The 20,816-nt window shown below is 69.4% G+C and carries 18 protein-coding genes and 1 pseudogene; 10 read left to right on the top strand and 9 right to left on the bottom strand.

Annotated elements, in window-relative coordinates:
* The first annotated feature begins 10 nt into the window (after positions 1–10).
* From bamA to lpxB, 6 genes are all read left to right on the top strand, one after another.
* Complete coding sequence (gene bamA, locus AO398_RS24125) at positions 11–2,581, top strand: outer membrane protein assembly factor BamA (RefSeq protein ID WP_058194702.1); 2,571 nt, start codon at positions 11–13, stop codon at positions 2,579–2,581.
* Between the two features lie 49 nt (positions 2,582–2,630).
* On the top strand, positions 2,631–3,701 hold the full coding sequence (gene lpxD, locus AO398_RS24120) for a UDP-3-O-(3-hydroxymyristoyl)glucosamine N-acyltransferase (protein ID WP_058194701.1): 1,071 nt from the start codon (positions 2,631–2,633) through the stop codon (positions 3,699–3,701).
* Between the two features lie 122 nt (positions 3,702–3,823).
* Positions 3,824–4,300 carry a 3-hydroxyacyl-ACP dehydratase FabZ gene (gene fabZ / locus AO398_RS24115; protein ID WP_058194700.1) on the top strand — a complete coding sequence of 159 codons (477 nt, stop codon included), beginning with the start codon at positions 3,824–3,826 and terminating at the stop codon, positions 4,298–4,300.
* Positions 4,297–5,115: an acyl-ACP--UDP-N-acetylglucosamine O-acyltransferase gene (gene lpxA / locus AO398_RS24110; RefSeq protein WP_058194699.1), complete on the top strand. Its 819-nt coding sequence runs from the start codon at positions 4,297–4,299 to the stop codon at positions 5,113–5,115. Before fabZ ends, lpxA begins: the two co-directional genes overlap by 4 nt.
* Positions 5,116–5,125: 10 nt before the next feature.
* Positions 5,126–5,989 carry a UDP-2,3-diacylglucosamine diphosphatase LpxI gene (lpxI, locus tag AO398_RS24105; protein WP_058194698.1) on the top strand — a complete coding sequence of 288 codons (864 nt, stop codon included), beginning with the start codon at positions 5,126–5,128 and terminating at the stop codon, positions 5,987–5,989.
* Positions 5,986–7,176: a lipid-A-disaccharide synthase gene (lpxB, locus tag AO398_RS24100; protein WP_244498879.1), complete on the top strand. Its 1,191-nt coding sequence runs from the start codon at positions 5,986–5,988 to the stop codon at positions 7,174–7,176. Before lpxI ends, lpxB begins: the two co-directional genes overlap by 4 nt.
* 209 nt (positions 7,177–7,385) lie before the next feature.
* Here lpxB and AO398_RS24095 read toward each other — a convergent pair whose 3' ends face one another.
* A complete protein-coding gene (locus AO398_RS24095) occupies positions 7,386–8,042 on the bottom strand; it encodes a hypothetical protein (RefSeq protein ID WP_058194697.1) in 657 nt (218 codons plus the stop codon).
* Positions 8,043–8,140: 98 nt separating this feature from the next.
* Complete coding sequence (locus AO398_RS24090; RefSeq protein ID WP_007561106.1) at positions 8,141–8,773, bottom strand: 2OG-Fe(II) oxygenase; 633 nt, start codon at positions 8,771–8,773, stop codon at positions 8,141–8,143.
* A gap of 295 nt (positions 8,774–9,068) precedes the next feature.
* On the opposite strand from AO398_RS24090, the gene AO398_RS24085 reads away from it, so the two are divergent.
* The 3 genes from AO398_RS24085 to AO398_RS24075 all read left to right on the top strand — a co-directional run bounded on the left by AO398_RS24085 (position 9,069) and on the right by AO398_RS24075 (position 12,067).
* Positions 9,069–9,389 carry a hypothetical protein gene (locus AO398_RS24085; RefSeq protein ID WP_058194696.1) on the top strand — a complete coding sequence of 107 codons (321 nt, stop codon included), beginning with the start codon at positions 9,069–9,071 and terminating at the stop codon, positions 9,387–9,389.
* A gap of 151 nt (positions 9,390–9,540) precedes the next feature.
* Complete coding sequence (locus AO398_RS24080; RefSeq protein ID WP_058194695.1) at positions 9,541–11,652, top strand: ABC transporter ATP-binding protein/permease; 2,112 nt, start codon at positions 9,541–9,543, stop codon at positions 11,650–11,652.
* A gap of 118 nt (positions 11,653–11,770) precedes the next feature.
* On the top strand, positions 11,771–12,067 hold the full coding sequence (locus AO398_RS24075; protein ID WP_058194694.1) for a hypothetical protein: 297 nt from the start codon (positions 11,771–11,773) through the stop codon (positions 12,065–12,067).
* A gap of 78 nt (positions 12,068–12,145) precedes the next feature.
* Here AO398_RS24075 and eda read toward each other — a convergent pair whose 3' ends face one another.
* The 3 genes from eda to AO398_RS24060 all read right to left on the bottom strand — a co-directional run bounded on the left by eda (position 12,146) and on the right by AO398_RS24060 (position 16,194).
* Positions 12,146–12,775, bottom strand: coding sequence for a bifunctional 4-hydroxy-2-oxoglutarate aldolase/2-dehydro-3-deoxy-phosphogluconate aldolase (gene eda, locus AO398_RS24070; protein ID WP_201025824.1), 630 nt, complete (start codon positions 12,773–12,775; stop codon positions 12,146–12,148).
* Positions 12,776–12,798: 23 nt separating this feature from the next.
* Positions 12,799–14,625: a phosphogluconate dehydratase gene (edd, locus tag AO398_RS24065; protein ID WP_058194693.1), complete on the bottom strand. Its 1,827-nt coding sequence runs from the start codon at positions 14,623–14,625 to the stop codon at positions 12,799–12,801.
* A 447-nt stretch (positions 14,626–15,072) separates the two neighbouring features.
* Complete coding sequence (locus tag AO398_RS24060; RefSeq protein WP_058194692.1) at positions 15,073–16,194, bottom strand: type II asparaginase; 1,122 nt, start codon at positions 16,192–16,194, stop codon at positions 15,073–15,075.
* Between the two features lie 168 nt (positions 16,195–16,362).
* On the opposite strand from AO398_RS24060, the gene AO398_RS24055 reads away from it, so the two are divergent.
* Positions 16,363–16,581, top strand: a complete 219-nt coding sequence (locus tag AO398_RS24055; protein WP_058194691.1) for a hypothetical protein — start codon at positions 16,363–16,365, stop codon at positions 16,579–16,581.
* 163 nt (positions 16,582–16,744) lie between these two features.
* On the opposite strand, the gene AO398_RS24050 is transcribed toward AO398_RS24055, so the two are convergent.
* The 4 genes and pseudogenes from AO398_RS24050 to AO398_RS24035 all read right to left on the bottom strand — a co-directional run.
* Positions 16,745–17,764 (bottom strand): acyltransferase, encoded by a 1,020-nt coding sequence (locus AO398_RS24050; protein WP_058194690.1) that lies wholly within the window; start codon positions 17,762–17,764, stop codon positions 16,745–16,747.
* A gap of 190 nt (positions 17,765–17,954) precedes the next feature.
* Positions 17,955–18,893 (bottom strand): DMT family transporter, encoded by a 939-nt coding sequence (locus AO398_RS24045; RefSeq protein ID WP_058194811.1) that lies wholly within the window; start codon positions 18,891–18,893, stop codon positions 17,955–17,957.
* A gap of 73 nt (positions 18,894–18,966) precedes the next feature.
* A complete protein-coding gene (locus AO398_RS24040; protein ID WP_058194810.1) occupies positions 18,967–20,232 on the bottom strand; it encodes an arsenic transporter in 1,266 nt (421 codons plus the stop codon).
* A 37-nt stretch (positions 20,233–20,269) separates the two neighbouring features.
* Positions 20,270–20,816: pseudogene (locus AO398_RS24035) on the bottom strand (metallophosphoesterase); the annotation flags it as partial.

The following is a 20,816-nucleotide window of genomic DNA, read 5'->3' as shown; positions in this document are numbered from 1 at the left end:
GGGCGATTGCATGATGTCGTTGACGGGGAAGCCCCGACGTAAGTCGGTGCGGAAGACCATCGTCCTAGTCGCTGCCGGTGCGGGCCTCGTCCTGAGCGGTGCCGCCCAGGCGCAGCAGATCGTCGTCCAGGGCAACCAGCGCGTCGATGCCGACACCATCCGCTCCTACGTGACGGGGACCGCCTCGGGCTCCTCCGAGGAGGCGCGGCGCAACCTGCTCGCCAGCGGCATGTTCTCGGACGTGAAGGTCGCCCAGTCCGGCGGGCGCACGGTGGTCACCGTCCGCGAGAACAACCTGATCAACCGGGTCGTGTTCGAGGGCAACAAGAAGGTCGAGAAGGCCACGCTCGAGGGCATCGTCGAGGCGAAGGCCCGCGGCCCCTACAGCGAGGCCATCGTCAACGCCGACCTCGCCCGCATCCGCGACGTCTACAAGCGCTTCGGCCGCGGCACCGCCAAGGTCACCTACCGGACCGTCGACCTGCCCAACGGCCGCGTCGACGTGATCTACCAGGTCGACGAGGGCGACAAGACCGGCATCATCTCAATCAACTTCGTCGGCAACAACGCCTATTCGGAGCGGACCCTGAAGGGTCTGATGAGCTCCTCCGAGATGAACTTCCTGTCGTTCATCAAGACCTCCGACGTCTACGATCCCGACCGCATCACCAACGACCTCGACCAGGTGCGCCGCTACTACCTGAAGAACGGCTATGCCGACTTCCAGGTGGTCAGCGCCGACGCCCGCTACGTCGAGGGCGACAGCTCGGGCTACGTCATCACCATCACGGTGAACGAGGGCGAGCAGTATAAGGTCGGCGCGGTGGCGGTGGATTCCCGCCTGCCCGGCGTCGACACCGCCAAGCTGGACGGCAACATCACCGCCGCCGTGGGCGACGTCTACAACGCCGATGACGTGGAGCGGACGCTCAACAACGTCACCCGCGAGGTCAACCGCGCCGGCTACCCGTTCGCCCAGGTCCGCCCGACCGGCCAGCGCGATCCCGCGACCCACCAGGTGTCCCTGGGCTTCGTGGTCGAGGACGGCCCGCACGTCTACGTCGAGCGCATCAACATCCGCGGCAACACCCGCACCCGCGATTACGTCATCCGTCGCGAGCTCGATATCGCGGAAGGCGACGCCTACAACCGCGTGCTGACCGACCGGGCCGAACGCCGCCTGAACGGCCTCGGCTTCTTCAAGAAGGTCCGGTTCTCCAACGAGCCGGGCTCCGCGGCCGACCGCGTGGTCATCAACATCGATGTCGAGGATCAGCCCACGGGTTCGTTCTCGGTGGCGGGCGGCTACTCCACCCAGGACGGCATCATCGGCGAGGTCTCGGTCTCCGAGTCCAACTTCCTCGGCCGCGGCCAGTATGTCCGCCTCGCCGGCACCGGCGGCCAGTACTCGCGCGGCGTCGACTTCTCGTTCACCGAGCCGTACTTCCTCGGCTACCGGCTCGCCGCCGGCTTCGACGCCTTCTACAAGTACTCCGACCTGACCCGGTACTCGCGCTACGAGACCACGGTGTATGGCGGCCAGCTGCGCCTGGGCCTGCCGATCACCGAGGAGTTCGGCATCACCCTGCGCTACTCGCTGTACAACACCGAGCTGAAGGTCCCGAACACCCTCAAGCGGCCGTACAACGACTGCTCGACGCCGATCCCGGGCTACACCGCGACCTACGCGGGCGGCACGATCGACCCGAATAGCGGCCGCAACATCGGCGGCCAGTCGATCTACCCGAACTGCGCGTATGACGGCGAAGCTTCGATCGCCATCAAGGGTTCGCAGGGCAACACGCTGACCTCGCTGGCCGGCCTGACGCTCGCCTACTCGACCCTCGACGTGGTCGGCGCGCCCCGCAACGGCCTCTACGCCGAGCTGAAGCCCGACGTGGCCGGCCTGGGCGGCGACTCCAAGTTCTTCCGCGTCACCGCGGATGCGCGCTACTACAAGGAGCTGTTCGAGGACGTGATCGGCTTCGTCCGGTTCCAGGGCGGCCACATCAACGCCATCGACGGCAAGCCGCTGCGCGTCACCGACGAGTTCTTCCTCGGCCCGTCGCTGGTCCGCGGCTTCGCACCGAACGGTATCGGCCCGCGCGACGTCGGCATCGCCGATGCCCGCTCCAATGCCATCGGCGGCTCAACCTATATCGGCGGTACCCTCGAGGTGCAGTTCCCGCTGCCGCTCATCCCGCGGGATCTCGGCCTGAAGGGCGCGGTCTTCGCCGATGCCGGTACGCTGTTCGGCTATCACGGTCGGCGCGAGTTCAACGTGAACGGCGACGGCTTCATCAACGGCATCTCGCCGCAGACCGGGAAGTGCAACTTCTCCGCGTTCAACATCGGCGTCGAGCCGGAATGTGTGAACGTCCGCGACACCGCCGCGATCCGCTCCTCGATCGGCGCGTCCATTCTGTGGAACTCGCCGCTCGGCCCGATCCGCTTCGACTACGCCTACGCGCTGACCAAGGACGAGGGCCAGTCGGTCTACGTGCCGCTGCTCGGCAAGGTCGGCCATATCGGCAAGGATCAGACCCAGGCGTTCCGCTTCTCCGGCGGCTCGCGGTTCTGATAAAATACAGGCGCGCCGGCCGGGTTTTCCGGCCGGCGCGTTGTCAGGCATGTCAGATCTCGATTTTTTCGCCGCGACCGGCTCCCTCACCCTGGCCGACGTCGCCGCCGCCGCTGGCATAGCCCTGCCTGAGGGCGCGGACCCGGAATACCGGCTCACCGGCGCCGCGCCCCTCGAGAGCGCCGGCCCCCACCACCTCGCCTACATGGACAATGCCCGCTACGGCGAGGCACTCACCGCGACCCGGGCCGGGGCCTGCCTGGTGAGCCCGCGCTTCGCGGCACGCTGCCCGGCCGGAACCGTCGCGCTGGTGACCCGTGACCCGTACCGGGCTTACGCGGCCCTGCTCGGGCGCCTGCACCCGGATGCCATGCGGCCGGGCTCGCAGTTCGGCGGCCGCAGCATCGCCCCGGGGGCCCATGTCCATCCGGATGCGCGGCTGGAGGAGGGGGTCACGGTCGATCCCGGCGCGGTGATCGGGCCCGGCGTCGAGATCGGCTCCGGCAGCGTCATCGGCCCGAACGCGGTGATCGGCCCGGGCGTCCGGATCGGCCGTGATTGCGCCATCGGCGCCGGCACGACCTTGAGCCATGCGCTCGTCGGCAACCGGGTGATCCTGCATCCCGGCGCCCGGCTCGGCCAGGACGGGTTCGGCTTCGCCATGGGCGCCACCCATCTCAAGGTGCCGCAGATCGGCCGGGTGATCGTCCAGGACGATGTCGAGATCGGCGCCAACACGACGATCGACCGGGGCGCCTCGCGCGATACGGTGATCGGCGAGGGCACCAAGATCGATAACCTGGTGCAGATCGCCCACAACGTCGTGATCGGGCGCCATTGCGTGATCGTGTCCGGCGTCGGCATCTCGGGTTCGACCACCCTCGAAGACTACGTGGTGCTCGGCGGCCAGGTCGGCGTCGTCGGCCATCTGCGCATCGGCCGCGGCGCCCAGATCGCCGGCTCCTCCAACGTCAACCGCGATGTCCCCCCGGGAAGCCGCTGGGGCGGAACGCCGGCAAAACCCGTGCGGGCCTGGTTCCGCGAGCTCACGACGCTGGCACGCCTGGCCGAGCGCTCGGGCAAGGACCCGGAGAAGGATCCGGCCCCCGACGCCGCGTGATATCGGCCGCACGTCCCGGAAACCCTTGCGCTTCCGGCGATTTCTTCCGAAGAGGGCGTCCGCCCGTCATGGGGGGCGGATATCGGTCCGCCCGATGGCGGTGAGGCAAGGTACGGGATTCGATGAGCGAGGCGGCACGCGACACCAACGAGGAGCTGGGCACAGCCGATATCCAGACGCTGCTGGAGCTGCTGCCGCACCGCTACCCGTTCCTCATGATCGACCGCATCGTCGAGATCGACCGCGACGAATCCTGCGTCGGGATCAAGAACGTCACCGCCAACGAGCCGCAATTCATGGGGCATTTTCCCGGGTTGCCGGTCTTCCCCGGGGTGCTGCTGATCGAGGGCATGGCCCAGACCGCCGGCGCGATCTGCTGCCGCCACATCCGGACGGACGAGCTGCGCACCAAGCAGGTGTTCTTCATGACCATCGACAAGTGCAAGTTCCGTAAGCCGGTCACGCCCGGCGACCAGGTGCGCTTCCACATGAAGAAGATGAACCAGCGCCGGACCATGTGGTGGTTCCGCGGCGAGGCCCGCGTCGACGGGGTGCTGGTCGCGGAGGCCGAGATCGGCGCCATGCTGGTGACGGAGTGAGCGACGCCCTCATCCACCCGAGCGCCGTGATCGAATCCGGCGCGGTGATCGGCGACGGGACGCGGATCGGCCCGTTCTGCCATGTCGGGCCTGAGGTCGTGCTCGGTGACAGCTGCGAGCTCCTCAGCCACGTGGTGCTGGCCGGCCGCACCACGATCGGCCCCCGCACCCGGATCTTCCCCTTCGCCTCCATCGGCCATCAGCCGCAGGATCTGAAATACAAGGGCGAGGCCTCGACGCTGACGATCGGGGCCGATTGCCTGATCCGCGAGGGCGTGACCATGAACCCCGGCACCAGCGGGGGCGGCCTCGAGACCGCGATCGGCGATCACTGCACCTTCCTGGCGAACTCCCATGTCGGCCACGATTGCCGGGTCGGCGATCACGTCATCTTCTCGAACAACGTGATGCTGGCCGGCCATTGCAGCGTCGGCGATTATGCGATCCTGGGCGGCGGCGCCGCCGTGATCCAGTTCGCGCGCGTCGGCGCGCATGCCTTCGTGGGCGGCCTCTCGGGCTTGGAGAACGACTGCATCCCGTACGGCATGGTGCTCGGCAACCGCGCCTACCTATCGGGGCTCAACATCATCGGCCTGCAGCGCCGGGGCTTCGCCCGCGAGGACATCCACGCCCTCCGGCGGGCCTACCGGCTGCTGTTCGCCCCCGAGGGCACGCTGATGGAGCGGGTCGAGGACGTGGCCGCGACCTTCGAGTCCCACACCGCCGTGTCCGAGATCCTTGCCTTCATCCGCGCCGGCGGCAAGCGCTCGATCTGCACGCCGCGCGAGCTTCCGGTTCCGATCGGGGCGGCCTGAGCCTCCCCGCATGGCCGAGGCCGCTCCGCTGCCCGAGGGCACGCTCGTCCTGATCGCCGGCGCCGGCCGGTTGCCGGAGCTCGTCGCCGAGTCGCTGACCCGGACGCAAAGGCCGTTCCGGCTGATTGCGCTCCGCGGCTTCACCGATAGGTCCCTGCGCGCCCGGGCCGACGCCACCGTCGATCTCCTCGACCTCGCGGCGATCCTCAAGCTGCTGCGCCGCTGGGGGCCGGCCGTGATGGTGCCGGCGGGCGGGGTCTCCCGGCCGAGTCCGGCCGCCTTGCTCAATGCCGGCGCGGCTTTGCGCAACCGTGAGACCCTGCGGGCGATCGCCGGCGGCGGCGACGACCGGCTGCTGCGCGCCGCCCTGGCGCTGGTCGAGGAGGAGGGCCACCGGGTGCTGGGCGTCCACGAGGCCGCCCCCGATCTCCTCTGCCCGAAGGGCCGCCTCGGGCGCATGGGCCCCGATGGCGATGCCGAGATATCGATCCGCACCGGGCGCGGGGTGCTCGACGCGCTCGCGCCCTACGATCTCGGTCAGGCCGCGGCGGTCTCGGGCGAGCGGGTGATCGCGGTCGAGGGGCCGGAGGGGACCGACCGCATGCTCGCCCGCGCCCGGGCGCTCGGGCGCAAGCCGTTCGGGCGGGGGCGGGCGCTGCCCGCGACCGTGCTGGTGAAGGCGCCGAAGGTCGGCCAGGACCTGCGCATCGACCTGCCGGCCATCGGCCCCCGGACGGTGCGCAACGCCGCCGCCGCCGGCTGCGTCGGCCTGGCGTTGGAGGCCGGCGGCACCCTGGTGATCGACCGTGCGGCCACTGCCGCAGAGGCCGACCGCCTGGGGCTGTTCCTGGTCGGCTACGGAGCCGAGCCGTGAGCGCCGCCTCCGTGTTCCCATCCAAAAACATCTGGCTGGTGGCCGGCGAGGATTCGGGCGACCAGCTCGGGGCCAAGCTGATGCGGGCCCTGCGCGCGACCGCGCCCGGGACCGTGTTCGGCGGGGTCGGCGGCGAGGCCATGGCCGAGGAGGGGTTCGTCTCCCTGTTCCCCCTCGATGACGTCGCCGTCATGGGCTACCTGCCGGTGCTGGCCCGCGCCCGGACCCTGCTGCGCCGGATCCGCGAAACGGCGAACGCCGTGGTGCGCGCCCGGCCCGACGTGCTGGTGATCATCGACAGCCCGGGCTTCACCCACGCCGTGGCCCAGCGGGTCCGGAAGGCAGCCCCCGGCATCCCGATCGTCGACTACGTGTCGCCGAGCGTCTGGGCCTGGCGACCGTGGCGGGCCAAGGGCATGCGCGGCTTCATCGACCATGTGATGGCGCTGCTGCCGTTCGAGCCGGAGGCGCATCGGCGGCTCGGCGGCCCGCCCTGCACCTATGTCGGCCATCCGCTGATCGAGCGCTTTTCGGAATTGCGCCCCTCCGGCGCCGAGATCCGGCGGCGGGAGGCGGTGCCCTATAGCCTGGTGATCCTGCCGGGCTCGCGCCGGGCCGAGATCGACCGGCTGATGCCGGTGTTCGGGCGGGTGCTGGAGCAGGTCTCCCGCATCCTGGAGGTCGAGGCGGTGCTGCCCGCGGTGACCCGCCACCGGGCGTTGATCGAGCGACTGGCCCTGGATTGGCCCGTGCCGGTGCGGGTTCTCACCGGCGGGGAGTCGAAATACGCCGCCTTCCGGGGCGCCCGGGCGGCGCTCGCGGCCTCCGGCACGGTCACGCTGGAGCTGGCTCTGGCCGGCGTCCCGATGGTGGTGGCCTACAAGGTCTCGCGGGCGGAAGAGTTCATCGCCCGGCGCCTGATCCAGGTCCCAAGCATCGTGCTTCCGAACCTGATCCTGGCCGACAACGCCATGCCGGAATTCGTCCAGGCCGCGTGCACCCCCGAGCGTCTCACCCGGGCGCTGCTGCCCCTGCTGGTCGGCGGGGCGGAGCGGGACGCGCAGAGCGATGCGCTCTCCCGCATCGACGGGACGATGCGGCTCTCCGGCGACGACACGCCGAGCCAGGCCGCCGCACGGATTGTTTTGAACGCCGCCGCCGGGGGGCGGATGAGCGGGATCGCCTGACGTATCGAGGATGACCGGAGCCGAAACGGACGTTCCGGTGCAGGTCAGGCGAAGTTCCCACCGTCATTGCGAGCGCAGCGAAGCAACCTCGTGAAACGGCACGGTTTCAGATCGCGCGCTGCCCTGGGTTGCTTCGCTGCGCTCGCAATGACGGAGCGGGCATTATCGGCCGAGAAGCCCAACCGGGAACTGTTGCCGTAGAGTGCTGCTCACCCTCCGCGCCGGCCACAGCGGACATAAGCCGCGGTGCCGCGCGCGCTCGACCAGGTGAGGCGGTCGCCGGCGACCATGAGGCGGACCTGGGAGGACCAGTGCCGGCCGCGGTCGCTGCATTCGGCACCCATCACCCAGGCGTTGCCGACCCGCCGGCTGTCGTGGAACGTGCAGATCGTCCTTCCGGCCCGGGCGCGCTCCTGCGTGATCGTGGCCGGGATGAAGCCCCGGCGGCGGGAGCGGGCGCCGCAGGCCTCGGCGGTCGGGCCCCAGATCCCGACGAACTCGGCGCTGCCCAAGGTCTGCGGCTTGGCGGATGCGGCCGCCATCGGGGCGGAGGCGGCCGCCCGCGTGCTCGGCGGTGCCTGGCTCGGGGCCGCCTGCGTCGCGGCCTGCAACGCGGCGTCGGGGCGCTGCACGTCCGGGATGGCCTCCTCCGGCATGTCGAGCATCACGACCCGGCGGCCGGGGGGCTTCGGCGCCGGCCGGGTCGCGGCGGGCTGGGAGCGGAACGGCAGGTCCTCGGTCAGGTAGACCGCGCTGTAGGCGAACAGCCCCACCCAGCCGAGCACGAGGAGGTCCGGCACGATGAAGCGGCGCTTGGAACCGGTTCGGGTCTCCTCACCCGGATCGGCCAGCACGACCGCGCCCATTCGATCCCCCTGGTCCAGGCATCCGGTGCCGATTCGGTCACCGGCCTGCGGGTGAAAAGCATGCCCCAACAAGAGACTATGGGGAACTGCCGCCGTGCTCAGCGCCCGAAGATCCCCTTCAGGAACTGCGCCGTGCGGTTGCGCTTGCGCTTGCGCTCCAGTTCCGTCGCGTCCTTGAGCCAGGCGACCTGGACGACCCGGCGCTCGCCCTCGAACGGCTCGTGGCCGTGCCAGGAATTGTCGGCCCGCAGGAAGGCGAACATCGTCCCCATGGTCGGGGGCACCTCGACCGCGAACGGCGCGTAGTTGCGGCCATCATAAAGGACCCGCAGGCGGCCGGCCGCCGGGGCATCCCAGGCGTCGTTCATGTAGACGAGCAGCGTCAGCACCTTCGACGGGCCGTCGGTGTGGATCGAGCCGTATTTCAGCTGGCTCTTCCGCATGATCGTGGTGAGCCGCGGGCAGGAGACGAGGTCGATGCCGAACTTCTCGCCGAGGATCTCCGAGAAGGCGTCGCTCTCCAGCTCGTCGATCAGCGCCTTGAACCGGCCCTTGAGGGCGACCTCGTCCACCGTCAGGTAGCCGGGCTTGGCGATGTCCGGAAAGTCGCGCCGGATCGCGTCGATCGCGTCCGGGTTCAGGACGTTGGTGCCGAGGGTGTACGGGTAGGGCTCGCGGGCCACCGGGGCGGCGCGCACGGCCGAAACATCGAGGATCGAGAGGGCGGACATCTGCGGGTCCCTGGGCTCCAGCGCACGTCGGCCGGCACGCTGGGCGCCGGAGGCGCGTGCCGGAGGGCCGACCGGGAGGCTCGTGCCGGGGCTGCCCCTGGGGCATCCGCGGTCCCGAAGTGACGAGCGCTCTCCGTGGTCCGGGAATCCCATAATCCGGTGATTGCGGCGGTCCAACGGCGAAAGCCGCATGGTGGCGCATTCCGGTGACAGTCGCGGGCCCCTCAGCCGTGCAGGATGGCGCGAGACCCGAGGACTTTCTTCTCGGGTGCGTGCGTTCTGGAACCCACTCTTGATGAGGCCGCTGGTCCTCGCCTGGCTGTGCATTCACTTGGTCGCTGGCGCGATCGGGGCGGGCGCGCTCGCCCAGCAATCCCGGACGCCGCGTCCCGCCGGGACAACGCGAATGACCTGCGCGGAGGCGATGGCGCTCATCAAGAACGAGGGCGACGTTGTGATCGCCGGTGGGACGAATTCGGAGCGCTTCGTCAGCGGCCCCGACCAGTGCAACGGCTCCGAGATCGCGGAACTGCGCTTCGTCCCCACCCGCGACAATCCGCAATGCCCGATCGGCTATCGCTGTCGCGAGCCGGGCTTCGAGGAGTGGAACTGGTAGCGCGGGAAGCGGCGTGACGTCGCGACCGCCGGATTCTGACGAAACTTTCACGTGACAGCACACGCGAAGTGCCACGTTGTCGCCACGACCCAAGGCCAAGGCCGCCGGGTTGCGTTCCCAAAGGGGCGCTCACGTTAGGCGGGAGACACGCGTGGCTTCACTCAGGACCGGGCTCGGGATCCAGGCCGTGCTCACGGCCTTGGCCGCGCTGATCCTGCTGGCGCTCCCGGGGATCCCCAGCCCGCCGCTCTACGTCTCGCTGGCCGGCTTCGTGATGGCCGGCATCCTGCTCGCGGCGAACGGCATCTCCGCCTACCTGAAGGTGTTCGTCTCGGTCTACGGGTTCGGCTACTTGCTGCTCGCCGGCATGAAGACCGTGGCCGCCATGGGCCTGCTGCCCCCGGTGGTGGCGGCGCTGCTGCCGCCCGACTTCGCGGCCACCGGCGCGGTGGTGTTCGGCGCCATCGTGCTCGGCGTCTCGCATCTCGAGCCGATCCGCGCGATCACCGACATCGCCGACCCGTATTTCGCCAACCGCGATAAGCCGACCAAGGAGATCGGCCTGTTCCGCTGGTTCGGCAGCACCGAGGGCCGGATCGGGCGCAACCTCGTCGCCCTGTCGATCTTCGTGAACTTCGCCGACGTGGCGCTGACCCTGCGGTTCAACTTCTTCTACCGCGACATCTACAACTCGCTGCAGGAATACGACGCGGCGGCGTTCTGGTACCAGCTGCTCTGGATCTTCGTCCCACTGGCGACGCTCAACATCGCCATCGGCATGTTCGACCTGTTCGTCGATTCCTCGCTGCACATCCGCTGGCGCACCTGGCTGACCCACAGCCTGTACGAGCGCTGGCTCGGCAAGGGCACCCATTACCGGATCCCGTTCACCGACGAGGAGGCGGACAACCCGGACCAGCGTATCCAGGCCGACGTCAACCTGTTCATCCAGCAGACCGCGAGCCTGTCGATCCGGCTGCTCAGCCAGGCGGCGCAGCTCGTCTCGTTCATCGTGATCCTGTGGACGCTGTCGCGCGACTTCGTCGTGCCGTTCACCGACACGGTGATCCCGGGCTTCCTGGTCTGGCTGGTGATCGCCTACGCGGTGGTCGGCACCTGGCTCACCCACCTGATCGGCCGGCCCCTGATCGGGCTGAACTTCCGGCAGGAGCAGGTCGAGGCCGATTTCCGCTTCTCGCTGGCCCGCAACCGGATCTATTCGGAGCAGATCGCGCTGCTGCGCGGCGAGCGCGCCGAGGCCACGCGTCTCGGCTCGCTGTTCCACATGATCATCGACAATTACGTCGGCATCATCTTCCGCCGCATCAAGCTGATCGCCTTCACGTTCAGCTACCGGCAGGCGAGCGTCATCTTCCCGATGGTCCTCGCCGCCCCGTCCTTCTTCGCCAAGAAGATCACCCTGGGCGCGCTCCAGCAGACCTCGCAGGCGTTCGGACAGGTGCAGAGTTCCCTGTCGTTCTTCGTGGATTCCTACACCACGCTCGCCTCCTACAAGGCGAACACCATCCGTCTCGGGTCCTTCCGCCGGGCGATGAGCAAGGCCGAGGCGCTGGAATCGGCGGGCTACGGACTGGTCCAGGGCAACGAGACCGCCAACGGCGTCACCGCGCGCGGGCTGGTTCTCGCCCTGCCGGATGGCCGCGAGATCGTGTCGGCGCCGGAACTGACCCTGGCCCGCGGCGGCGCGACTCTGGTCACCGGCCCCTCGGGCTCCGGCAAGTCGACGCTGTTCCGGGCGATCGCCGGGATCTGGCCGTTCGGCAAGGGCCGGGTCGACGTGCCGGCCGGCCAATCGACGCTGCTCCTGCCGCAGCGGCCCTACATTCCGCAGGGGACCCTGCGGGGCGCCGTGGTCTACCCGAACACCACCGACCAGTTCTCGGATGCCGCGATCCGGGATGCGCTGACGGCGGCGCAGCTCCCGCATCTCATCGACCGCTTGGACGAGACCGACACCTGGGAGCGGCGCCTCTCGGGGGGCGAGCAGCAGCGCCTCGCCATCGCCCGGGCGATCCTGGCCAAGCCCGCCTGGCTGTTCCTCGACGAATCCACCGCCTCCCTGGACGAGCCCTCCGAGGCGAAAATCTACGCGATGCTGCGCGAGCGGCTGCCCGACACCACCATCGTCTCCATCGGCCACCGCTCGACGCTGGACGCGTTCCACGACCGGCGGATCGTCCTTGAGCCCCAGGGCAGCGTCTTCACCCCGCGGGAACGCCGCGCGCCGCAACCGGCGGAATAAGTGGACTTCGTCACGACGGCCCGGGGAAAATGCCCCGCAGAAGTTGCGAGTTGGAAATATTAAGGAACCTGAGACTGCGGGGTCCGTTTGTCATGCGCTGAATAAATCGGAGGAACGCATGACCAAGATCAAGACCCTTGCGGGCGCCGGCGCTCTCATCCTGATGTCGACCGCCGCCTTCGCGGCGCCGTGCGCGACCGGGACGACCGTGACGCGCGACAAGGAAGCCAGCAAGGCCTCGACCGTCGATCCGAGCGTGAAGACCCCGACCACCCCGGGCGCCAAGGCCGAATCCCCCGGGACCGTCGGTGCCATGACCAATGCCGGCACCGCGACGTCGCCGTCGGACGTGCAGGCCCAGTCGCAGGGCAAGCCGACCGCCGCGCAGGCTGGCAAGGGCGGCGACGACTGCTGATCGTCACCACGCAAGTTTTTGGATGATGGAACGCCCGCCCGGCTCAGCCGCGGCGGGCGTTCTTGTTGGGCGCCCTGTTCAGGCGGCCTTGCGCAGGTTGGCGGCATTCCGGGCCGCGCGCTTGATGGCGTCCCGGTCGAGCGGGCCGGGCTTCACCACCCAGCTGCCGCCGACGCAGAGCACCGACGGGATGGCGAGCCAATCCGGAGCGGTCGCCTCGGTGATCCCACCTGTCGGGCAGAACCTCACCTGGCCGAACACCGCGGTCATCGCCTTCAGGGCCTTGATCCCGCCCGCGGCCTCGGCCGGGAAGAACTTGAACCGGTCGAGCCCGTAATCGAGCCCGCGCATGATGTCGGCCGCCGTGGCCACGCCCGGCAGGTAGGGGACGCCGTTGGCCTTGGCGGCGTCGGTCAGCGGCTCCGTGAGCCCCGGCGAGACGATGAACTCGGCGCCCGCCGCCAGGGCGTTCTCGAGATCGACGGGGTTCAGGACTGTGCCGGCCCCGACCACCGCACCCTCGACCTGGGTCATCTCGCGGATCACATCCAGCGCTGCCGGGGTGCGCAGGGTGACCTCCAGGGCGGTGAGCCCACCCGCCACGAGAGCCTCGGCGATCGGCCGAGCCTGGGCGACATCCTCGATCACCAAGACCGGGATGACGGGCACGGAGCGCATCAGCGCGTCGATGCTGGTCAGATCGTTCATGATCGGCTTCTCCCGTTCGACGTTCACAGGCCGGCCGCGGCGAGCATGGCTGAGGCGCCCCGCTCCGCGGTGTCGGCCCCTTGGCGCATGAGAGCGAACAGCTCACGCCCGGTTCCCGTTTCCGGAACCGGCTGGACCGCTGCCTCGCGGGCGTCCAGTTCGGCGGCGTCGACGAGGACCTCCAGCAACCCCTCGGCGGCGCTGAGGCGGACGATATCGCCGTCGCGAATCCGCCCGATGGCACCACCGCCGAGCGCTTCCGGGCTCAGGTGGATGGCGGCCGGGACCTTGCCGGAGGCGCCGGACATGCGCCCATCCGTGACCAGAGCGACCTTGTGGCCGCGGTCCTGCAGCACCCCGAGCGGGGGCGTCAGCTTGTGCAGTTCCGGCATGCCGTTGGCCCGCGGCCCCTGGAACCGCACCACCACGACCACGTCGCGCTCCAGCTCGCCGGCCTTGAACGCCTTGAGCACGTCGTCCTGGTCGGAGAACACCCGGGCCGGGGCCTCGATGGTCCGGCGGCTCTCCTCCACGGCGCTGGTCTTGAACGTCGCCCGGCCGAGATTGCCCGACACCAGCCGCATGCCGCCATCGGGCTGGAACGGGTTGTCGGGCCGGCGGATCATGGTGTCGTCCAGGCTCTCCGGCACCGCATCCTGGAAGACGAGCTCCTCGCCGTCGAGCTTCGGGTCGCGCGCGTGATCGCGCAGCGACTGGCCGGCCACCGTGAGGATGTCGTCGTGGAGCAGCCCGGCATCGAGCAGCGCCGCCATGACGAAGCTCATCCCGCCGGCGGCGTGGAAGTGGTTCACGTCGCCGGCGCCGTTCGGGTAGACCCGGGCGATCAGCGGCACGGTGTTGGACAGCCGGTCGATATCCTCCCAGTCGATCACGATGCCGGCGGCGCGGGCGATGGCCGGCAGGTGGATCGCGTGGTTGGTCGAGCCGCCGGTCGCCAGCAGGCCCACCGCGGCGTTCACGATCGCCTTCTCGTCCACGCAGAGGCCGAGCGGCCGGTAATCGTTGCCGGCGGCGCCGATCTCGGTGAGCCGGTGGATCGCCGCCCGGGTCACGGCCTGGCGCAGCTTGGTGCCCGGGTTGATGAACGAGGCGCCCGGCATGTGCAGGCCCATCATGTCCATCATCATCTGGTTCGAGTTGGCGGTGCCGTAGAACGTGCAGGTGCCGGCCCCGTGATAGGAGGCGGACTCGGATTCGAGCAGTTCCGCGCGGCCGACCTTGCCCTCGGCGTAGAGCTGGCGGATCCGCTGCTTCTCCTTGTTGGCGAGCCCCGAGGGCATCGGCCCGGCCGGGATCAGGATCGTCGGCAGGTGGCCGAAGCGCAGCGCCCCGATCAGCAGGCCCGGCACGATCTTGTCGCAGATGCCGAGAAGCGCGGCGCCGTCGAACATGCCGTGGCTCAGGCCGACCGCGGTGGAGAGCGCGATCGTGTCCCGGGAGAACAGCGACAGCTCCATGCCGCGCTGCCCTTGCGTGACGCCGTCGCACATCGCCGGGGTGCCGCCCGCCACCTGGGCGGTGGCGCCGCGCTCGCGGGCGAAGACCTTGATCTGGTCGGGATAGCGCCCGTAGGGCTGATGGGCCGACAGCATGTCGTTGTAGGCAGTGACGATGCCGATGTTCATCACCGTCCGGCCGTCGCGGAGCGCCGGCTTGTCCTCGCCGGAGGCGGCGAAGCCGTGGGCGAGGTTGCCGCAGGCGAGCGTCGGCCGGTGCACGCCCGAATCGCGCTCCCGGGCGATCAGGTCGAGATAGGTCCGCCGGGACTCGCGGGAGCGCGCGACCACGCGCTCGGTGACCGCCGCGACCTCGGGATGAAGCTCGGTCATGCACGTACCTCCGTCCAGGATGGCGACGGATCGCCGGGCCGGTACCGATCCCGGCCGCGACCGCGTCGCACCGGGCTATCTAGGCGGTGGCCGAGATGTTGTAACCCGGCCCCCGCGCAGGGCGGCCGAGCGCGGCCGCCGACGCGGGATGGGCGCGACGGCGTATGACCATCGCGATCGATGGAGGGCCGAAGCTTGCGCTCCAGAAGGGCGGGTTTTTCGATCCCGACCCGGATCGCCCGCTGTCGGATGAAACGCCACGAGAATGGACACGCGCCCTTCCTCCCCCCCTTTGCAGGCTCGCGGATTCGTACATCGGGTCGGCAGAATACACGGAAAGCACCGCGGCTTTCCCTCCCCCGCAGGGGGGGGAGGGGGAGGTGCCCGTCTCAGGCCTCATGCATCTTCAAAGAGGCTGGGTGAGAGTCATCCTAATAGAAGAGCCGCTCAATACTCCCAGAAGATGCGCTGCAGCTCCTTGGTGTCCTGGGTCTTGGTCAGCGCCACGGCGGCCAGGATCTTGGCCTTGGCCGGGTTGAGGTCGTGGGCGACGACCCAGTCGTATTTGTCGTCCGGCTGCTCGGCGTTGCGCAGGACCAGGCCGTCCGGAACCCGCGAGGAGCGGATCACGATCGTGCCCTTGGAGCGGATGTCCTTGAGCTTGTCCACGAGGTAGCCGGCCACCGAGCCGTTGCCCGTGCCGGCATTGACGATCGCCTTGGCGCCGGCCTGGACCTCGGCATCGTATACCCCGGGGATCATGTTGCCCGAGCCGTAGACGATGCCGACCAGCGGCAGGCTGTCGATCGTATCGATATCGAACTCGGAACTGCTGTTGTGACGCTTCGCCAGGGAGCGGACGAAGTAGGTCTTGCCCTCGATCACCATGCCGAGCGGCCCCCACTGGCTGTAGAAGGCGCTGGGCACCACGTTGGTCCGCTTGTTCACGTCACGGCCCGACTGGATCGTGTCGTTCATCGTCACGGTGACGCCCTTGCCGATCGCCTCCTTGCTCGCCGCCACCGTCACGGCGTCGAGCAGGTTGAGGGCGCCGTCGGCGGAAATCGCCGTGCCCGGCCGCATCGAGCCCACGACAACGATCGGCTTGTCGCTCTTCACCACGAGGTCGAGGAAGAACGACGTTTCTTCGAGGGTGTCGGTGCCGTGGGTGATGACCACGCCGTCGACGTCGTCCTGCTTCAAGAGGGCGGAGACCCGCTTGCCGAGCTGGACCAGCTGCGCGTCGGTGAAGCTCTCCGAGGCGATCTGGAAGACTTGCTCCCCGCGCACGTTGGCGATGGTGCTGACCTGCGGGACGGCCGCGATCAGCTTGTCCACTGGCACCTTGGCGGCCGTGTAGGTGGCGCTGTTGGCCGCGTCGGCGCCCGCCCCCGCGATCGTGCCGCCGGTGGCCAGGATCACGACGTTCGGCTTCTTCACGGCCGCCGCATTGCTGGCATCCGTCATCTCGCGGGCGCGGAGCGGGGGCGCCACCAGGGCGCCGGCGAGCGCCAGCGCCAGGGTCGCTCCGCGCAGGGCATGGGCCGCGCCGCTTCGGCAGGAGATCATCGGGGATCCTTCGGTTTGAAAGGCGATCGCGAGTCGGGCTCGCCGGCCGGGATCGTAGACCCCGCCCGGTGCGAGGCAAGTTTCGTGCAGGCGATCCGCTGGCGAAGGGATCCTTTTCGTAAGCTTGGGCGTTTCTCCCTATCGTCGTTCGTTCGGAGGTAGACCCCCATGCTGCATCTCGCCGGACTGCTCGACGAGCTTGAGCGGAGCGAGCCCGCACGGGCCGCCATGGCCATCCTCGAATCGGCGCTCGCTCGCCGGTCGGTGGAAGAGCAGACCGCGTTCTGGCGCGCGGTCGATCTGTACTACGTTTCCCGCAAGGCTCCGCCGGAGCCCACGCCTGCCATGCTCGCCGCCGCCGTGCCGCAGATGGCGGCAGCTGTCTGAGCGGGTCGGTCACAGAGAGAGCGCGCGCCCTTTACGGTTCCGGGCCTGCGTGGGCGGCCCGCTCAACGCCCGTCGCGCCGCGCCGGCCGTCGGCACCGCGTCCCGGCGCTACGGGTTTGTCGGCCGCGCGACTGTCCCTCCATCAGGACCCGTCGTCGGTTTCTCATGAGGTCGCATAGGATTTCACCGCCTCGCCGCCCCGGCCCGTCGCGCGGTCGAACAGGCGGTTGAGGTAGCCGCGCATCGGTCGCTCGATCAGGAACCGGCTGGCGATGCCCATGGCGATGGCCGGCACGACGAGAGCCTTGCTGATCCGTCCGCCCATCCTCTCGTGCAGCACATAAAAGGGCTGTTGCCAGAGATAGATCGAGTAGGACCAGGCTCCGAACAGCAGGAGCGGCGTCACGGCCAGGTTCTCCCGCACGGCGGCCGGCGCCCGCGGGATCGCCGCGACCGCCACAGCGAGCAGCGCGGTACCGAGGCTGTACTTGATCGGGTCCGGGACGGCCTCGACGTTCAGCATCAGGCCGAGGAGCAGCAGGAGGACGGGCCTCCAGGAGGGCGTCTCATCCGTCGGGTCGTCGCGGCCGAACTTCAGATAGGCGGCGGCCCCGAGCAGGATCGACGCGCCCCGGACATCGCTGCGCCAGTACACTTCCGTGTAGGTGCCGCCGGTCAGCGTCGAGACCAGCCCGTTCACGCAGGCCAGGGCCGCCAGCGTCGCGAGGACCGGGAGCAGCGGGAACCCGAATCTGTGCCAGAGGAGTGCGATGACGCCCAGCAGGATATAGCTGTGCTCTTCGACGCAGAGCGACCAGATGTGGTCGACATTGGGGACTTCACCGAACCACAGGTGATAGTAGTTGTAGGTCAGGGTCACGGCCGCGAGGCAGCCGTAGAGCTGCCGATGATGGCCGGTGGCGAGGACGAGAAGGCTCATCGCCAGCACGAAACAGATCAGCGCCGGATAGATCCGGGACGCCCGACGGACGAAAAACCGCGTCAGCGGCGTGGCGCGCACGAACAGGATCTCGGCCATCAGCCGGCCGCTGAGCACGAAGAACAGCTCCACCCCGAAACGGCCGAGATTGATCCCGCGGCTCGTCGCGAAATGGCCGACGAGCACCAGCAGGATCGCGCAGCCGCGCCAGCCGTCGAGCACGGGAAGGTGACGCGGCGGCATGGGGGGCCTGTCGGGCTGATCTTTAGCAAGGTTCTAAAGAGGCCGGCTTCCGACGCGGCACCCAGATGGTCTTAAGCGGTAGACGGTGTGCACAGGGCAAGCCGGCGCGTCGAAAGACGTATCGGGTCCCGCAAACCCCCGGCGCCGGCATCGTCAGAGGGCGACGATGCCGGCGCGATCTTGCGGTCGGTCAGAACACCGAGATCAGCACGATACCGGCCGCCATCAGCACGCCGCCGATCAGACGGCCGATCCCGGCGCGGACGCGCTTCATCCCGAGCCAGCCGAAATGGTCGATGGCGATGGAGGTGAACAGGTTCGCGGTGATCAGGAGCCCGTTGAAGGCACCGGCGCCGACCTTGTCGACGAACAGCAGGCCGGCGAACACCGCCACCGCCCCGGCGATGCCGCCCAGCGCGCCCCACCACGGCACCCGGGCCACGTCCGCCCGGGTCGGCAGCGGAGTCGGGCGGAGCAGAAACACGAACAGGAAGACGAGCGCCACCGGGATGAACGACACGGTGGCGGCGAGCCAGGGGTTCACAAGGGCGCCGCGCAACTGCGCGTTGAGCACCACGCCGACCGCCTGAAGCGAGCCCGCGACCAGGATGAACGGGTAGAGCAGCCGGGCCATCAGGCCGCCTTCGCTGCCTTCAGCCTTCTCGTCCTCCAATTTCGGGCCGGTGGCGCGGGCGATGAACACGATCCCGACCACCATCAGCAGGCCGCCGAGCCAGGGCATCGCCTTGAAGCCCCCGGCCTTGAGGCCGAACAGTCCGAGGCTGTCGAGCGCCAGCGAGGTCAGGATGTTGGCCGTGATGGTCAAGCCGTTGAACGGGCCGGCCCCGACCTTGTCCACGAAGGCGAGTCCGCCGAACACCGCCACCGCCCCGGCGACGCCGCCAAGCGGCGCGTACCAGGGCATCGCGCCCAGGGTCTGCAGCGTCGGCAGCGGCGTCGGCATGGTGAAGAACAGGATCGTGAACACGATCACGATCGGCATGAACGAGTAGGTCGCGGCCAGCCACGGATTGACCAGCGCGTCGCGCAGGCGCGCGTTCATAGAGTTGCCGAGCGCTTGGAGCGCACCCGCGACCAGGATGAAGGGATAGAGCAGGGCGGCGTTCAACGGCATGGTCTCCGGTCGTGGAAGGGCGAGGCGGTTTGCAAAGGCGTCGTCCTGGGAACCGGAGACCGGGCTCTCAGACGAGCAGCAGGGCGCCCAGGGCGAGCACGAGGGCCGGCGGCATCACCAGCAGGCCGAGCTTGAGGAACTGCCAGGCCGACACATCCTCGCCCTCGCGGCGGATCGCGGTCAGCCACAGGATCGTGGCCAACGAGCCGGTCACCGAAAGGTTCGGCCCGAGATCGACGCCGATCAGGATCGCCCCCGCGACCTTGTGCGAGACGTCCGCGGCCTGGACCGCGGCGCCGGCCAGCAGGCCCGCGGGCAGATTGTTCACGAAATTGGTGCCGAACGCGACCAGAGCGCCGCCGGCCCAGGCGGTGGCGGTGGGATCCCCCTGCGCGTAACCCTTCAAGGTATCGGCCAGCAGGGTGAGGATTCCGGTCTTCTCCAGCGCCTCGACCAGCACGAACAGCCCGGCCACAAGCGGAAGCACCGCCCAGGATACGTCCTTGACCACCTCCACCAGGCCGCCGCGGTTCAACGCCACCACCAGCAGGGTCGTGGCGAGGCCGGCCACGAAGGTCGGCAGGCCGAGCTCGATGCCGGCGGCCGAGGCCCCGATCAGCGCGCCCGCGGTGGCGATGATGCCGAGCCCGGCGACCTTGCCGCCGAGGCCAAGGCTCACGGTCTCGACGTCGGTCTTGATGGTCTGTCCCTTGAGCCGGGCGTTCTGCGTCAGTCGCAGCACCGCGTAGGTCGCGACGATCGCCAGGACCGACGGCAGCGCGAAGGTGGCGAGCCACTGGCCGAGGGGCGGCATGTCGGTGGCGAACACGACCAGGTTGGCGGGGTTCGAGATCGGCAGCACGAAGCTCGCCGCGTTGGCGATGAAGGCGCAGATGAACAGGTAGGGCAGGGGCTCGGCGTCTGCCGCCTTGGCGGCGGCGTAGACTGCGGGCGTCAGCACCACCGCGCAGGCGTCGTTGGAGAGGAACACCGTGACCACGGTGCCGACGATGTAGATCAGCAGGAACAGCCGGGTCGGCGAGCCCTTTGCGGCACGCACCGCCAGGCCGGCGAGCCAGTCGAACAGCCCTTCCTTGCGAGCGATCTCTGCGAGCAGCATCATGCCGACGAGGAACAGATAGACGTCGGTACCCTTCGCGACGCCGTCGAGGGCGACCTGCCAGGGCAGCAGGCCGAGCACGACCAGAAGGGCTGCGCCGAGCACCGCCCAGATCGCCTCCGGCCACGAGAACGGGCGCACGATGACGCCCAGGGTGGCGAGCGCAGCGATGCCCCAGGTCGCCAAATTCGGTGTGAGGGTCAGTCCAGCGATCACGTCTTACAATCTCCCCCCGGAGTCGTGGTGAGGATCACCACTTGCGGCCGTAGCGGTTGGGCCCGAGCTGGTCGCCGCGCACGCCTTTGCCGACCCAGGACGGAATCCGGCCCGCGTCGCTACCCGGTTTCTGCGGCATTGGTGGTGGCGCCGCGCTGTCCGAGGCGGCCATCACGGGCTCGATCACGTCGGTATCGACGTAGTCCGGGCCGTGGCCGGGCCAGCGCCCGTCCACCGCCTCGACCTGGATGCTGCGCCCGCTGCCGTCCCAGGCCAGGGCCGCCTCGTAGCAGCGCGAATCCGGACGCCGCTCCATCCGCAGCCAGGGTCCGGTATCGACCCGGCAATGAACGTAGTCCGGCGGCGCGTCGGACAGGACGACGGCCCGGACGCTGATCCGCCCCTCTGCGTCGAGTTCCATGCCGCTGCTGGCGGGCGTGATCGGCCGCGTCGCGACGCGCCGGTCCGCCGGGCTGGGGATCAGCACGAAGGGCGTGGTGCGGTCGAGGGGTCGGAAGCGCCAGCTTGTCACCGGGCCATCGATCGCCGCGGCCGCGCAGCCGCCCGAGCCGTCCTCGGTC

The organism is Methylobacterium sp. GXS13 (genome assembly GCF_001455965.1).
Classification (GTDB): Bacteria; Pseudomonadota; Alphaproteobacteria; order Rhizobiales; family Beijerinckiaceae; genus Methylobacterium.
The sequence above is the reverse complement of the archived record's forward strand: the minus strand, read 5'-3'. Positions and strand labels throughout refer to the sequence as shown.

Coding starts and splice junctions, on each gene's coding strand:
- bamA (WP_058194702.1), top strand. CDS start 11: ATGATGTCGTTGACGGGGAAGCCCCGACGTAAGTCGGTGCGGAAGACC.
- lpxD (WP_058194701.1), top strand. CDS start 2,631: ATGTCAGATCTCGATTTTTTCGCCGCGACCGGCTCCCTCACCCTGGCC.
- fabZ (WP_058194700.1), top strand. CDS start 3,824: ATGAGCGAGGCGGCACGCGACACCAACGAGGAGCTGGGCACAGCCGAT.
- lpxI (WP_058194698.1), top strand. CDS start 5,126: ATGGCCGAGGCCGCTCCGCTGCCCGAGGGCACGCTCGTCCTGATCGCC.
- AO398_RS24095 (WP_058194697.1), bottom strand. CDS start 8,042: ATGGGCGCGGTCGTGCTGGCCGATCCGGGTGAGGAGACCCGAACCGGT.
- AO398_RS24090 (WP_007561106.1), bottom strand. CDS start 8,773: ATGTCCGCCCTCTCGATCCTCGATGTTTCGGCCGTGCGCGCCGCCCCG.
- AO398_RS24085 (WP_058194696.1), top strand. CDS start 9,069: ATGAGGCCGCTGGTCCTCGCCTGGCTGTGCATTCACTTGGTCGCTGGC.
- AO398_RS24075 (WP_058194694.1), top strand. CDS start 11,771: ATGACCAAGATCAAGACCCTTGCGGGCGCCGGCGCTCTCATCCTGATG.
- eda (WP_201025824.1), bottom strand. CDS start 12,775: ATGAACGATCTGACCAGCATCGACGCGCTGATGCGCTCCGTGCCCGTC.
- edd (WP_058194693.1), bottom strand. CDS start 14,625: ATGACCGAGCTTCATCCCGAGGTCGCGGCGGTCACCGAGCGCGTGGTC.
- AO398_RS24060 (WP_058194692.1), bottom strand. CDS start 16,194: ATGATCTCCTGCCGAAGCGGCGCGGCCCATGCCCTGCGCGGAGCGACC.
- AO398_RS24055 (WP_058194691.1), top strand. CDS start 16,363: ATGCTGCATCTCGCCGGACTGCTCGACGAGCTTGAGCGGAGCGAGCCC.
- AO398_RS24050 (WP_058194690.1), bottom strand. CDS start 17,764: ATGCCGCCGCGTCACCTTCCCGTGCTCGACGGCTGGCGCGGCTGCGCG.